Genomic DNA, 13,369 nt, shown 5'->3' on the forward strand with positions numbered 1-13,369 from the left:
GCTGGCTCTTGACCGGGACCGGCGCCGGTCGGGCCGACTCCTGACGGGACCGGCCCGATCGGGGCGCCAATACCGCAGGCGCCGGCCCCGATCGGGGTCCCGCTCTTGGCCGAGTGCCGCTCGTGACCGGGCCGACTCCTGATCGGGACCGGCCCGATCGGGGTGCCGATACCGGGGGCGCAGGCCCCCATCGGGGTGCCGATACCGCCGATGCCGGCTCCGATCGGTTCCGTGCCGATCGGGCCCGGCACCACGAGGGCAGAAGTAGCCGCCTGCGCCGCTGAGGCCGCCGCCCCGCGGCCTCAGCCCTGGGGGCCGCCCTGCCCCGCCTGGCCGAGGGCCATGATCGCCTTCAGGATCACCGCCTGGATCTCGGTCGGGTCGCTGACCTGGTACCCCGCGCCGCCGGTCGCCTTGGCGATCTCGTCGACGTCGTCCCTGGCGGCGTCGGGGCCGACGGCGACGGCGATCAGCGGAACCGGGCGCTTGTCGTCCGAGAGCTTCTTCAGCTGGGAGAGCAGCTCCTGGCGCGAGATGCTGAACTGGTCCTGGTTGGAGCCGTCGGTGAGGATCACGAGGGCGTTGAACTTGCCCTTCACATAGCCCGCCTGCGCCTCCTTGTAGGCCGCCAGCGTCGTGTCGTACAGACCCGTCGCGCCGTTGGGCGACGGAGCCAGCGCGGAGAAGGCGTCCGCGAGCTTGTCCCGCTGCTTGCCGCCGCCCTTCGCCGGCCCGCCGAGCCGGGCCGTCTCCACCAGCTTGCGGTAGTCGTTCGACCCGTCCAGGCCGGTCGCGAACTCCCACAGCCCGATCTCGTCCTCGGACGTGAACTGGTCCAGCGCCCGCAGCAGCGAGGCCTTGGTGACGTCGAGCCTGCTCTGCGACCCGCGCCCCGGCACGGGGTCCTGCATCGACCCCGACACATCGACGACGGTGGTCAGCCGGGCGCTCTGGACGGTGATCGTCCACATGCCGAGCGTCTCCTGGAGGTCCTCCGCGGTGAGCGGCTCCGCCGGCGTCTCGGACGTCTCGTACGGCTGCGGAGCCCGGCCGCCCGCGGTGCGCACGACGGTCTTGACCACGGGTTCGCCGGCCGTGCGGAAGCCGTGCTCGGTCAGCGTGCTGCGTGAGGTCCGGTCGGTCAGCAGCGACATGAACTGCACGGCCGCCCGGCTCTCGTCGGTGCTCAGCTCGCCCTCGTCGACCAGGTGGTACGGGTAGTCCAGCTGAGGCGCCCCGTCCTTCGGGTAGAACAGGCCCACATCGCGATCACTGCCGTCGGCGGCGGAGTTGTGGCTGAAGGCGGCCTGCTCGGAGAGGAACACGGCCTGGTTGCGCGCGGAGCCGCCCTGGCCGGCGGACGCGTCCTCGCCGGATCCGCCCGGGGCGTCCTCTCCGTCAGATCCGTCCGAGGAGTCGGATCCGTCCGGGGCCAGGGTGCGCACGGTCTTCGCGTCCGTGTCCGACACCCGCTGGGACAGCAGCTTCGCGGTGGCCGCGACCTTGGTGTCCGCCTCCGAGCCCTCCTTCTGGACCGACCGGGAGACGCTGGCGAGCGCCAGCAGCCCGGTGGCGCTGCGGGCGGGGTCGGCGGAGCCCAGGCGCACGGAGTCCGCGGCGGTGGCGGCCGCCGTCAACTGAGCCCAGGTGTACGTCTCCTGCGGCCAGCCCAGCTCCTTGCTCGCCGCGGGCACGGCGGCCAGGGCGACCGGCGTCAGCGCCACGTTGCCGGCCGGGGTCAGCGGGACGCTGGCCCCCAGGCCCTGCGCGCGTTCGGCCCATACGGCCGAGTCGGGCAGCCACACCTCGTACTCGCCGGCCCGCCCGGCGGCCATGTCGCGGGCGACCTCGAAGTTCTCGCGTGCCGAGACGCGCACGTCCAGGCACTGGCCGTCCGAGGTGATCTGATCCTCGCGGGCGCGGCTCGCGATCTCTCGCACCGCGGGCGCGATGTCGGGGGAGGCGACCAGGTCGAGGCGTACGGCGGAGTCCTCGCAGGAGCTCGCGAAGGAGAGCAGACCGCTCTGCGCTGCGATGCCCGCGCCCGCCGCGACGGCGAGGACGAGCGTGGTGGCGATGACGACCGTCCGGCGGCGTGCGCGCGGATGGGACCTGCCTCCGTCCGTCCCCTCGGCGTCGGGCAAGCTGTGACGTCCCATGCGGTGGTGCCCCTCCTTGAACGATGAGCAAGGAAAAAGGGGACCGCGTCATCAGGATGACGCTCGTCCCCCGGCCTGTCGCGCGCGATCTTCGTACTCGTATTCGAGACCCTAGCGGGGCGAGGATGGGGATGAGGCGTGATTACACAACTGGAGGCAGGTGTGCAGGCGGAGGCGGGACACGTGGCTGATTCTCTTCCTCAAGAGGGCATGTCGCGAAGGATCTTGCGGTCCGAGACGATCCTGGTGCTCGCTCTCTCGCTCGGCGCGAGCGGAGTGTCGGCGCTGATCAGCTTTATCGGATCGGTGACGAAACCGGGCGGTCTCAAGGAGCAGGCGGCGACGCTGAACGGGTCGTACGCCCCGGGCCGGCCCTGGCTCGATCTCGCCTGGCAGCTCTTCGGCATCACGACGGCGCTGGTACCCGTCGCCCTGGTCGCCCACTTCCTGTACCGGGAGCGCGTGGGGATGCGGGCGATCGGCTTCGACCGCACCAGACCCTGGTCCGACCTGGGGCGGGGCGCGCTCGTGGCGGCCGGGATCGGCAGCGCGGGCCTGGCCTTCTACCTGGTGGCGCGGGCCTCCGGGTTCAACCTCACGGTGGTGCCCGAGGCGCTGCCCGAGGTGTGGTGGAAGTACCCCGTGCTGATCCTCTCGGCGATCCAGAACTCCGTGCTGGAGGAAGTGATCGTCGTCGGATATCTGCTGCGCAGGCTGGATCAGTTGGGGTGGTCGCCGACGGCGTCGCTGGCGGCGAGCTCGCTGCTGCGCGGCTCGTACCACCTCTACCAGGGCATCGGCGGCTTCATCGGCAACATGGTGATGGGCGTCGTCTTCGTGCTGCTCTACCGGCGGTGGGGGCGGGTCGGACCGCTGGTCGCGGCGCATGCGCTGCTCGACATCGTGGCGTTCGTCGGATACGGGCTGCTGGTCGGCCGGGTGGGGTGGCTGCCGACGCCGTGACCGGCGGAAAGCGGAAAGGGGCGTACGGCGACGGCCGTACGCCCCTTCTTCGTCTGTGTGTACCGGTCAGGGGGCCGTCAGCAGCTCGCCGTCGACCACGGTCACGGCCCGCCCGGTGAGCAGGGTGCGGTCGCCGCGCAGCGCGGTGCGGACCAGGCCCGAGCGGGCGGACGCCTGGAGTCCGGTCAACTCGTCGCGGCCCAGGCGCGCGGACCAGAACGGGGCGAGAGCGGTGTGCGCGCTGCCCGTGACCGGGTCCTCGTCGATGCCGACCCGCGGGAAGAAGCCGCGCGAGACGAAGTCGTAGCCGGCCGAGGGGTCCTCGGCCGCGGCGGTGGCGATGACGCCCCGCTCGGAGTGGGCCGTCAGGGCGGCGAAGTCCGGGGCCAGGTCGCGTACGGCCTGCTCGTCGGCGAGCTCGACGACCAGGTCGCCGATGTGGGGACCGGTGTCCTGGACCGAGACCACCTTCGCGCCCAGCGCCTGCGCGACGCCGTCCGGGATCTCGACGGGGGTCAGCGGCGCGGTGGGGAAGTCGAGCGTGATCGTGCCGTCCTCGTGGGCGGTGGCGGCGAGGATGCCGCAGCGCGCGGCGAAGCGGACGGTGCCGCTGGCCGTCCCGGTGGTGTGCAGGACATGCGCGGTGGCCAGCGTGGCGTGGCCGCACATGTCGACCTCCGTGGTCGGGGTGAACCAGCGCAGCGCCCAGTCCGCCTCGCCGCCGGCGGGCAGCGGGTGGGCGAAGGCGGTCTCCGAGAGGTTCACCTCCGCCGCGACCTTCTGGAGCCAGGAGTCGGCGGGGAAGCCGTCGGAGTCCAGCAGCAGGACTCCGGCGGGGTTGCCCGCGAAGGGACGGTCGGTGAACGCGTCGACGATTCGAATCCGCATAACGCGACCGTACGGGCCGGGCGAAGCCGCAGGCCAAGGCCAATCTGGGGTTGCTGGACCGATTGACGATTGCCATGCGACCTATTCCGATATATCGTTGACGCATCGCGACAGATCAACGATGGAAGGAGCGTAGCGATGCGTTCACATGGACACGGTCATGGACACGAACACGGTCCGGGACAGGGCAACTGCGGGCCCGGACATCAGGGTCGGGGTGAGCGAGAAGGGCGACGCGGGGCTTTCGGTCCGTTCGGGCCGGGGTTCGGCGGGCCATGGGGCGGCGGCGGACGCGGTCGCGGAGGCGGCCGGGGAAGGGCGCGGCGCGGCGATGTGCGCGCCTCGATCCTGGCGCTGCTGAAGGACCGCCCGATGCACGGCTACGAGATGATCCAGGAGATCGGCGAGCGCAGCGGAGGGGCGTGGAAGCCCAGCCCCGGCTCGGTCTACCCGACGCTCCAGCTGCTCGAGGACGAGGGGCTCATCGTCAGTGAGAGCGAGGGCGGCAAGAAGCTCTTCACGCTCACCGACGCGGGGCGCACCGAGGCCGAGTCGGGACCGGACGCGCCCTGGGAAGAGGCCGGGCGCGGCGTCGACTGGGACACCGTCAACGAGATCCGGCAGGCCGGATTCGGCCTGATGGAGGCGTTCGGCCAGGTCTGGAAGACCGGCTCCGCCGAGCAGCGGCAGAAGGCCGTCGCCGTCATCAACGAAGCCCGTAAGAAGCTCTATCTGATCCTTGCCGACGAAGACTGACGTCCGCGGCCGGCGCCCTCGCGGCGTCGTCGTGTCGTCGATAGGGCCCTGCGCGACCGTGCGCGGGGCCCTTTCCCGTGCGGACTGGGTCGACTGGGTCGACTGGGTGGGCTGTGCGGACTGTGCGTACGGCGCGGGCCTCTGTGGATCTGCGCGGTTTCGTGCCGACCTGTACCTTCGCTCCGCCTCGGCGGGTGGTCTGGACGCGGGCTCAGGCGACGAGCGCGCCCAGCTTCCGCAGCGACTCGTTCAGCGCGGCCGTCGCCGAGTCCTTGAGCTTGCCCGCCATCAGGGACACGGCCGCGCCGGTGAACTCCCCGTCGATGCGGACCTTGGTGCCGCTCCCGTCCGGGGTGAGCGTGTAGCGGTTGCCCACGCTCACGCCCATCGGTCCCTTGCCCCTGACCCCCAGGACCCGGCCCGCCTCGAACTCGTCCACGGTCCAGGCCACCTCCGCCGGGAACCCCATGAGCTTCATGTTCTCCTCGTACGTGGTCCCCAGCTCCAGGTGCTCCGGCCCGCCCTTGGGGAAGCTGGTGTGGGTCGCGTTCCACTGGCCGTACGCGGTGAAGTCCGTCAGCTGGGCCCAGACCTTCTCGGCCGGCGCCTCGATACGAGCCTCAGCACTGACTTCGGCCATACGACCACCCCTCTCGTCGGGTCTCGGTGTCGCGGAACGTAGCCGCACCGGCCCGAACATTCAATGCTGATGAACTGTCAGATCTGCTCGACCGGGCGGAGCGGCCAGTCAGAACGCGCGCCGGGGGCGCCGGTCGCCGAGCCGTGGTCGCGTCTCGGGCGCAGGGCAAGGCGGCGCGCGCCCCTCGGGGGCGAAGTGTCGTGATCTCATCCGCAAGGAGGAGAAACCGGTCGTGCGTGCCCAACTTCCGCGGGATGCGAGATGGGCCCCGGCGGGGACGCCCGGGCGCCTGGGAGCTGATGGGGTAGGGGATGTGCAGAGCCCTACCCCGCGAGTCCCTCGACGGCCCGTCGCCACACGAGCAGAGATCGAAGCCGGAGTCACCGCAGAACTGGCCTCGGTGATCGCCGCTGCGCGCAGAAGGGCGCTGCGCGACGGCGACCGTCAGCTGGACACGGCCCATCTGCTGCACTCGCTGATCGAGTCGGACCCGCACGTCCGCTCCGACCTCGGCCCGGGACCGCAGGTCGCGCGGGTGCTCGGTTATCTCGTCCAGCGCAGCATCGGCTACGGGCTGCGCTGGCAGGGCTCGGTGGAGGACTCCGGCGCGATGCCCGTCATACGCGAGGCGGACGTGGAGCTCTCGGGCTGGTCGCCGTCCGTGGTCGCCGCCATGGAGGGCGCGCTGGAGCGCGCCCAGCGGCGCGGGGCGCCGCTCGCCTCCGGCGTCGACCTGCTCGCCTGCCTGGCCGCGGACCCGGAGAGCCGGGCCGTCGAGGTGCTGCGACGGGCCGGAGTGGACGTCGCGAGGCTGGCGGGGCGGATGGCCCATCCGTCTCGACATGCGTCACGGGGGTGACGGTCCTGACTGACGCTGTCATGATGTCCCGATGCACGCGTCTCAGGGAAGGAGCGCCGGCCTGGGACTCGCCCTGGGCTCGGCCTTCGCATTCGGTGGATCAGGCGTCGCGGCCAAGCCGCTGATCGAAGCGGGCCTCGACCCGCTGCATGTGGTGTGGCTGCGAGTGGCCGGCTCCGCCCTCGTCATGCTGCCGTTGGCCTGGCGCCACCGAGACCTGCTGCGACGCAAGCCCGCACTCCTCGTCGGCTTCGGCCTGCTCGCCGTCGCCGGTGTGCAGGCCTGCTACTTCGCCTCCATCTCCCGTATCCCCGTCGGCGTCGCGCTGCTCATCGAGTACCTCGCCCCGGCGCTGGTCCTCGGCTGGGTCCGGTTCGTCCAGCGCCGGCCGGTGACCCGGGCCGCGGCGGTCGGCGTCGTCCTCGCGGTAGGGGGACTCGCCTGCGTCGTCGAGGTGTGGGCGGGGCTCGGCTTCGACGCGATCGGGCTGCTGCTCGCGCTGGGCGCGGCCTGCTGTCAGGTCGGCTACTTCGTCCTGTCCGACCAGGGCAGCGACCCGGAGGACGCGGCCGACCCGCTGGGCGTCATCGCGTACGGGCTGCTCATCGGCGCTCTTGTGCTGACGGTGGTCGCCCGGCCGTGGGGCATGGACTGGTCGGTGCTCGGCGGCAGCGCCGACATGGGCGGCTCGCAGGTGCCCGCGGCACTGCTGCTCGGCTGGGTCGTGCTCGTCGCCACCGTCGTCGCGTACATCACCGGGGTCATTTCGGTGCGCAGGCTCTCCCCGCAGGTCGCGGGCGTGGTGGCCTGTCTGGAGGCGGTCATCGCGACCGTGCTCGCCTGGGTGCTGCTGCGGGAGCACCTGTCGGCGCCGCAGATCTTCGGCGGCGCGGTGGTGCTGGTGGGCGCGTTCATCGCGCAGTCGCAGGCCCCGAAGGCGCCGTCCGGGCCGGTGGCGGCGGGCGGGCCTGGGGAGTCGGCGCGGCTGTCCGAGGGCTCTGCCGAGTCCAAGACGGCGGACCCGGCGCGGCCCCTTTCCGCGGACGCCGTCGCCGAGGGCGAGTTGTCGGCCGGGCAAGCAGCCCCGTAGGCTTCCGATCATGCATTCGACCGTGCTTCCGCCGCCTGCCGCCTAGCGCGGGCGGCAGTCTCCTGACGAAGACCTGGGCTCGGGGTGTCCCCGAGCGGTCCTCGGCTGCCCGCGTGACGCAGCTGAGCGGCCCATCAACCTGTCTTCACACGGAGAAGTCACGTGTCGAACCTTTCCCATGCTCCCGCTGTCGGCGTGTCCGTCGGCCGGAGCCTCGTCTATCTGGTCTTCGCCGGGGTCGCCTGGGGCACGGCGGGCGCCGCCGCCTCACTGGTCTTCCAGGCGAGCGACCTCGGCCCCCTCGCGCTGTCGTTCTGGCGCTGCGCGGGCGGCCTCGTCCTGCTGCTGGGCGCGCTGGCGCTGCGTAGGAGGCGAGCCGCGTCGGCGGCACTCGCACTCGTTCCGGCGTCTGCTCCGGGGTCCGGTCCGGCGTCCGGCTCGGCATCCGCTCCGGGGTCCGGTCCGGGGTCCGTCTCGTCGCCGGAGCCGCGTCGGCGGCGGCTGCTGCGCATCATCGGCACCGGCGTCGGGCTCACGTTCTTCCAGAGCGCGTACTTCGCGGCCGTACAGGCCACTGGCCTCGCCGTGGGCACCGTCGTCACCCTGGGCGCGGGCCCTGTGCTGATCGCCGTCGGCGCTCGGCTGACCATGGGGGAGCGGCTCGGCAGAGGTGGCGTCATCGCCGTCGCGGGCGCGCTGGCCGGCCTGTTCGTGCTGGTGCTCGGCGGCGAGGGCGGGACCGTACGCCCCGCGGGCGTCGTGCTCGCCGTGCTCTCGGCGGCCGGATACGCGGCCATCACCCTGCTGACCCGGTGGCTGGGGCGCGACGGCGGGGGCGGCGACTCGCTCTCCACCACCGCGTGGGCGTTCGCCATCGGATCGGCGGGCCTGCTGCCGATGGCGCTCGCCGAAGGGCTGCTCCCGCACACCGAGGACCTGATGCGGGTGGTCTGGCTGCTCGTCTACGTCGCGGCGGTGCCGACGGCTCTCGCGTACGCCCTCTACTTCGCCGGGGCGGCCGTCGTCCGCTCGGCCACCGTCTCGGTGATCATGCTGTTGGAGCCGGTCAGCGCCGCCGCCATCGCGGTGACCCTGCTGGGCGAGCGGCTGACGACGGCGACCGTGGTCGGGACGTCGTTGCTGCTGGCGGCGGTGGCGGGCCTCGCCGCGGCGGAGGCCCGGATCGCCTCCGTACGCAGAAGGAGCGAGGCGCTCGCCTGAGACCGGAGAACCGGCCGCCCCTCCCCGGGGCGGCTGGCCGGTGAGCGCGCGGCGAGGCGGCGAGGGCCAGCGCGTCCCGGCAAACCGACGGTCAGCGCGTCTCGGCACACCGACGGTCGGCTCGTCTCGGCGGGTCGACGGTCAGCGTGTGGCGAGGTACCCGGGCACGGGGATCGAGGCGTCGAGGTCCGGCGCGGGGATCGGCGTGCCGTGCTGGGTGACCAGCGGGACCACGCCCGTCCAGTACGGAAGGGTCAGATCCTCGGGCTCGTCGTCCGGATCGCCCGTACGCACCTTCGCGGAGACCTCGTTCAGGTCCAGGCGGAGCACGGCGGTGGCCGCCAGCTCCTTGGCGTTCGCCGGGCGCGAGTCACGGGAGCGGCCGGGGATCACATGGTCCACCAGGGCGTCGAGCGCCGAGCGCTTCTCGTCCGGGTCGGTGACCTGGTGGGCCGTGCCGTGGACCACGACCGAGCGGTAGTTGATCGAGTGGTGGAAGGCGGAGCGGGCCAGCACCAGGCCGTCGACATGGGTGACCGTGAGGCAGACGGCCAGGCCCGGGTCCGGCTCGCCCGCCATGCGCAGCGGGCGCGAGCCCGTGGAGCCGTGGACGTACAGACGGTCCTCCACGCGTGCGAAGAGGGTCGGCAGGACGACGGGCGCGCCGTCGCGGACAAAGCCGAGATGGCAGACGTACGCCTCGTCGAGCATCGAGTGCACCGACTCCCGGTCGTACGCGGCGCGTTCGCGTGAGCGCGTGGGGACGGTGCGGTCTGTCGGTTCATAGGCGCCGCCGGAGCCGGCGGGCCGTATGCCGGCCGCCATGGCGTCGTCGGCGGTCACGGCGGGGTCTGCGGTCACGGCGGGGTCGGCCGCGACGGTGCTGTCGGTCATCCTGCCGTCGGTTGTCCTGCGGTCGGTCGTCCTGCTGTCCGTCATTGCGGACTCCATTGCACTAGTGCATAATCTGGTTTGTGCTAGCAGAGTATCGGATCGAAGGCCGTCGCGCATCGGAGATCGCCGCAAGCATCGAGCGCGCGGTCGGCTCCGGGGCGCTGTCGCCCGGCCAACTGCTGCCGCCCATGCGGGAGTTGGCGACCGATCTTGGCGTGAACCCCAACACCGTGGCGTCCGCCTACCGGACCCTGCGCGACCGCGGAGTGATCGAGACCGCCGGCCGCAGGGGCACCCGCGTCCGGTCGCGCCCGGCCAGCACCGCCCGCGGATCCGTCCGCGTCGACGCCCCGCCCGGCGTGCGCGACCTGGGCGAGGGCAATCCCGACCCGGCGCTGCTGCCGCCGCTGCGCGAGGCCCTCGCCGCCGCGGCCCGGCACAACGCCGAGCACCCCGGGCTGTACGGACAGGCCCCCGTCGACGCCGAGTTCGCCCGCCTCGCACGCGCCGCGCTGGACGCGGACGGCGTGCCCGACGGGCCCCTCGCCGTCACCTCGGGGTCGCTGGACGCCGTCGAACGGGTCCTCGCCGCACACCTCAGGCCCGGCGACGCGGTCGCCGTCGAGGACCCCGGCTGGGGCGGCCTGCTCGACCTGGTGCCCGCGCTCGGGCTCAAGCCCGCGCCGGTGGCGCTGGACGAGGATGGCCCGCTGCCCGCGGAGGTGGAGCGCGCACTGGCCGCCGGGGCCCGCGCGCTCATCGTCACGGACCGGGCGCAGAACCCGACGGGCGCGGCCGTGAGCGAGCGGCGCGCCCGCGAGCTGAGAGCCGTGCTCGCCCGCTACCCCCGCACGCTTCTCATCGAGGACGACCACGGCCATGCGATCGTCGACCTCCCGCTGCATCCCCTGGCAGGCGTCACGGACAGCTGGGCGCTCGTCCGCTCCGTCGCCAAGGCGTACAGCCCCGATCTGCGCGTGGCCGTCCTGACCGGCGACGCCGTCACCGTCGACCGGGTGCTGGGGCGGCAGCAGCTCGGCCCGGGCTGGGTCAGCAGGCTGCTCCAGCGGGCGGTGGTGCATCTATGGACGTCGGGCGCCGTCGACCCGGTCGCGGTCGCGCGGTCCTATGGGGAGCGGCGCGACGGACTCGTACGAGCCCTGGCCGAGCGAGGAGTCGACGCCTATGGACGTACGGGGATGAACGTATGGGTGCCCGTCGCCGACGAGACCGGTGCTGTGGCGCGCCTGCTGCACGCCGGGTGGGCGGTCGCTCCCGGCGCGCGGTTCCGGATGTCCACGCCGCCCGCCGTGCGGATCACCGTCTCGGAGCTCTCCATGGACGACATCGGGCCGGTCGCCGACGCGATGGCATCGGCGGCCGGCCCTGTGCCCGCGCGCAGCTATGGCTGACTAGTGCTTCTGGCCGACAGGCCGGCGGGGCCGCCGGGGTCGACGGGGCTGACTTGGCTGGCCTGCTGGGGGCGTCGGGGTCTTCGGCCTGCTCTGGGTGAGCGCCGCGCCCGCGAGCACGATCAGCGCGCCCACCGGAGTGTTCCAGGACAGCTGCTCGTTCAGGAGGGCCACGCCGGCCGCGGTCGCGATGACCGGGATGAAGTACGTGACCATCTGAGCCGTGGTCGGGCCGACCTCGGCGACCAGCCCGTACTGCAGCAGCAGCGCGAAGCCGGTGCCCAGCGCCCCGAGCGCGACCACCGCGAGCAGCGGGACCAGCGGGAAGGACGTCGGCACGCTGGTGAACAGCGGGGTGACCACGGCGAGCTGGACGGTGGCGAGCAGCAGCTGGGCCCCGGTGAGGGAGAGATGCGAGTGGCTGCTGCCGGCCAGCGTCCGGCGGACGTAGATCCAGCCGATGGGGTAGCTGAGCGAGGCGAGCAGAGCCATGGCCGTGCCGCCGAAGTCGAGGCCCGAGAAGCCCTGCCAGGCGCCGAGCACCGTCAGCACGCCGAGGAAGCCGATGCCGAGGCCGGCGACCCGGCGGCGGGTGGGCCTGTCCTCGGAGAGGGCCACCAGCGAGAGGATCATGCCCCACAGCGGTGAGGTTGCGTTGCAGATGCCCGCCAGCGTGGAGGGGATCGTCAGCTCGGAGTAGGCGAAGAGCGAGAACGGCAGGGCGTTGAGGAGGAACGCGGCGACCGTCAGATGCATCCACGTCCGCAGGCCCTGCGGCAGGCGCTCCCGCCGCACGGCCATGGCGACGGCGAGCACCGCCGTGCCGAAGAAGAGCCGGCCGAAGGTGACCTGGAAGGGCGCGTACGCCCCGGTGCCGACCTTGATGAGCAGGAAGCTGAAGCCCCACACGGTCGACAGCGCCGCGAAACGGATACGCCAGTCGAGGGCGGGGCGGCGCGCGGGACCGGAGGGGGAGACGGGAGAGGCGGAGGCGGCGGAAGAGGAGGCGGCGGAGGGGAGTCGCGACGGGACTGCGGTGCTCATGACGTCCACGATCGCGCCTTGAATCTCGTAGGACAAGCGAGAATAAATTGCCGCTATCGCTTAGCATTGCTTACATGTTGAACCTGGAGCGCCTGCGTACCCTCGACGCCCTGGCCCGTCACGGCTCGGTGAGCGGCGCGGCGGACGGACTGCATGTGACGACCTCGGCCGTCTCCCAGCAGATGGCCAAGCTCGAGCGGGAAGTGGGCCAGCAGCTGCTGGCCAAGAACGGGCGGGGCGTGCGGCTCACCGACGCCGGCCGACTGCTCGCCGACCATGCCGCCCGCATCCTGTCCCAGGTCGAGCTGGCCCAGGCCGACATCGAGGCGCAGCGCGGCGAGGTGGTCGGCGAGGTCCGGGTGGGGGCCTTCCCGACCGCGGCCCGCGGACTCTTCCCCGCGGCGATGACGGAGCTGCGCAAGGCCCACCCCGACCTGCGCGTCCGCTCGCGCGAGCTGGAGCCCGAGCACGCCATCCGGCAGGTGGTCAGAGGAGACCTCGACCTGGCCGTCGTACTGGACTGGAGCAACAAGCGGCTGCCCGTCCCCGGCGGGCTGGCGCAGGTCCATCTGCTCGACGACGTCCCCGACGTCGCCATGCCCGCGGACCATCCGCTGGCGGGCCGGGACGAGGTGGACCTCGAGGACTTCGCCGACGACGACTGGGTGTCCTGGCCGGAGGGCGAATTCTGTTACGAGTGGCTGATGTTCACCCTGCGCTCCAAGGGCTTCGAGCCCAAGATCGCGCACATGGCGGAGGAGCACCACACCCAGCTCGCCCTGATCGAGGCGGGGCTCGGCGTGTGCGTCACGCCCAGGCTGGGGCGCGGCTGGGTGTCCGAGGGCGTACGGCTCGTGCCCGTACGCCAGGGGATGCGCAGGCACATCTACGCCGTGTGGCGGGCGGACGCGGACCGCCGCCCGTCGATCCGGGCGGCGGTCGGGGCGCTGCGCGAAGCGGCGAAGAGCGTGGAGCGGGGGGCGGATTGAGTGCGGAGACGCTGTGGCGGCGTACGTGGTGCGGCGAGCAGGGCGGGGTGCGGTACTCCGCCGTGGCGACCGGTCGGCGGGAGTCTTCGTCGGCGCTCTGGTGAGTTTGAGCGGGCGGCGCGACTCCGCATTGCTATAGCGAGCCCGAGCGGCTCGGCCCTCCGCGCCTGCTATAGCTGGCCGCCGGACAGTCTGCCAGCCAGGCAGTCGGCAGTCGGCAGCCGGTGAGCCGCCCGCTGGCTTTGCCCCGCGCCTGCCCAGGCTCTGCGGGCTCCTGCTGGGGCTCCGCCCCAGACCCCGCGCCTCAATCGCCGGCGAGGCTGATTCCCGTCGCCCGGGCCGCGCGGGCTTCCGAGGCTGATTGCGTCGCCCGGGCCGCACGGGCTCCTGGGGGGGGGCGGGCCCAGGGCCCGGGCCGCCGACGCCGCCGGGCCGGGAAAACGGGGCGCGGGCC

At 72.7% G+C, this 13,369-nt stretch carries 12 protein-coding genes; 7 read left to right on the top strand and 5 right to left on the bottom strand.

Annotated features, from left to right (window positions below; translation table 11 throughout):
• Positions 1–302: 302 nt before the first annotated feature.
• Positions 303–2,159: a substrate-binding domain-containing protein gene (locus AB0M39_RS34445; RefSeq protein WP_365370834.1), complete on the bottom strand. Its 1,857-nt coding sequence runs from the start codon at positions 2,157–2,159 to the stop codon at positions 303–305.
• Between the two features lie 162 nt (positions 2,160–2,321).
• On the opposite strand from AB0M39_RS34445, the gene AB0M39_RS34450 reads away from it, so the two are divergent.
• Positions 2,322–3,122 carry a type II CAAX endopeptidase family protein gene (locus tag AB0M39_RS34450; protein WP_365370856.1) on the top strand — a complete coding sequence of 267 codons (801 nt, stop codon included), beginning with the start codon at positions 2,322–2,324 and terminating at the stop codon, positions 3,120–3,122.
• 66 nt (positions 3,123–3,188) lie between these two features.
• Here AB0M39_RS34450 and AB0M39_RS34455 read toward each other — a convergent pair whose 3' ends face one another.
• Positions 3,189–4,010, bottom strand: a complete 822-nt coding sequence (locus AB0M39_RS34455) for a PhzF family phenazine biosynthesis protein (RefSeq protein WP_365370836.1) — start codon at positions 4,008–4,010, stop codon at positions 3,189–3,191.
• Positions 4,011–4,148: 138 nt separating this feature from the next.
• Between AB0M39_RS34455 and AB0M39_RS34460 the strand changes: the two genes are divergently transcribed.
• Positions 4,149–4,766: a PadR family transcriptional regulator gene (locus tag AB0M39_RS34460; protein WP_365370838.1), complete on the top strand. Its 618-nt coding sequence runs from the start codon at positions 4,149–4,151 to the stop codon at positions 4,764–4,766.
• A gap of 211 nt (positions 4,767–4,977) precedes the next feature.
• On the opposite strand, the gene AB0M39_RS34465 is transcribed toward AB0M39_RS34460, so the two are convergent.
• On the bottom strand, positions 4,978–5,406 hold the full coding sequence (locus AB0M39_RS34465) for an SRPBCC family protein (protein WP_365370840.1): 429 nt from the start codon (positions 5,404–5,406) through the stop codon (positions 4,978–4,980).
• Between the two features lie 313 nt (positions 5,407–5,719).
• Between AB0M39_RS34465 and AB0M39_RS34470 the strand changes: the two genes are divergently transcribed.
• From AB0M39_RS34470 to AB0M39_RS34480, 3 genes are all read left to right on the top strand, one after another.
• Positions 5,720–6,265 carry a Clp protease N-terminal domain-containing protein gene (locus AB0M39_RS34470; RefSeq protein ID WP_365370842.1) on the top strand — a complete coding sequence of 182 codons (546 nt, stop codon included), beginning with the start codon at positions 5,720–5,722 and terminating at the stop codon, positions 6,263–6,265.
• Positions 6,266–6,296: 31 nt separating this feature from the next.
• Positions 6,297–7,355, top strand: a complete 1,059-nt coding sequence (locus tag AB0M39_RS34475) for an EamA family transporter (RefSeq protein ID WP_365370844.1) — start codon at positions 6,297–6,299, stop codon at positions 7,353–7,355.
• Between the two features lie 162 nt (positions 7,356–7,517).
• A complete protein-coding gene (locus AB0M39_RS34480) occupies positions 7,518–8,576 on the top strand; it encodes an EamA family transporter (RefSeq protein ID WP_365370846.1) in 1,059 nt (352 codons plus the stop codon).
• A gap of 141 nt (positions 8,577–8,717) precedes the next feature.
• Here AB0M39_RS34480 and AB0M39_RS34485 read toward each other — a convergent pair whose 3' ends face one another.
• A complete protein-coding gene (locus tag AB0M39_RS34485) occupies positions 8,718–9,401 on the bottom strand; it encodes a pyridoxamine 5'-phosphate oxidase family protein (protein ID WP_365370858.1) in 684 nt (227 codons plus the stop codon).
• Positions 9,402–9,550: 149 nt separating this feature from the next.
• On the opposite strand from AB0M39_RS34485, the gene AB0M39_RS34490 reads away from it, so the two are divergent.
• Positions 9,551–10,882, top strand: coding sequence for an aminotransferase class I/II-fold pyridoxal phosphate-dependent enzyme (locus AB0M39_RS34490; protein WP_365370848.1), 1,332 nt, complete (start codon positions 9,551–9,553; stop codon positions 10,880–10,882).
• Here AB0M39_RS34490 and AB0M39_RS34495 read toward each other — a convergent pair whose 3' ends face one another.
• Positions 10,883–11,962, bottom strand: coding sequence for a DMT family transporter (locus AB0M39_RS34495; RefSeq protein ID WP_365370850.1), 1,080 nt, complete (start codon positions 11,960–11,962; stop codon positions 10,883–10,885).
• A 38-nt stretch (positions 11,963–12,000) separates the two neighbouring features.
• Here AB0M39_RS34495 and AB0M39_RS34500 point away from each other — a divergent pair, with 38 nt between their 5' ends.
• The gene (locus AB0M39_RS34500; protein WP_365370852.1) at positions 12,001–12,915 is read left to right on the top strand and encodes a LysR family transcriptional regulator; all 915 of its coding nucleotides are present in this window, start codon (positions 12,001–12,003) and stop codon (positions 12,913–12,915) included.
• Positions 12,916–13,369 lie beyond the last annotated feature (454 nt).

Source organism: Streptomyces sp. NPDC051907, from assembly GCF_040681075.1.
In the GTDB taxonomy this organism is placed as follows: Bacteria; Actinomycetota; Actinomycetes; order Streptomycetales; family Streptomycetaceae; genus Streptomyces.

Excerpts from the sequence above, each read along its gene's own strand:
- AB0M39_RS34445 (WP_365370834.1), bottom strand. The coding sequence starts at position 2,159 with ATGGGACGTCACAGCTTGCCCGACGCCGAGGGGACGGACGGAGGCAGG.
- AB0M39_RS34455 (WP_365370836.1), bottom strand. The coding sequence starts at position 4,010 with ATGCGGATTCGAATCGTCGACGCGTTCACCGACCGTCCCTTCGCGGGC.
- AB0M39_RS34460 (WP_365370838.1), top strand. The coding sequence starts at position 4,149 with ATGCGTTCACATGGACACGGTCATGGACACGAACACGGTCCGGGACAG.
- AB0M39_RS34465 (WP_365370840.1), bottom strand. The coding sequence starts at position 5,406 with ATGGCCGAAGTCAGTGCTGAGGCTCGTATCGAGGCGCCGGCCGAGAAG.
- AB0M39_RS34475 (WP_365370844.1), top strand. The coding sequence starts at position 6,297 with ATGCACGCGTCTCAGGGAAGGAGCGCCGGCCTGGGACTCGCCCTGGGC.
- AB0M39_RS34485 (WP_365370858.1), bottom strand. The coding sequence starts at position 9,401 with ATGGCGGCCGGCATACGGCCCGCCGGCTCCGGCGGCGCCTATGAACCG.
- AB0M39_RS34500 (WP_365370852.1), top strand. The coding sequence starts at position 12,001 with ATGTTGAACCTGGAGCGCCTGCGTACCCTCGACGCCCTGGCCCGTCAC.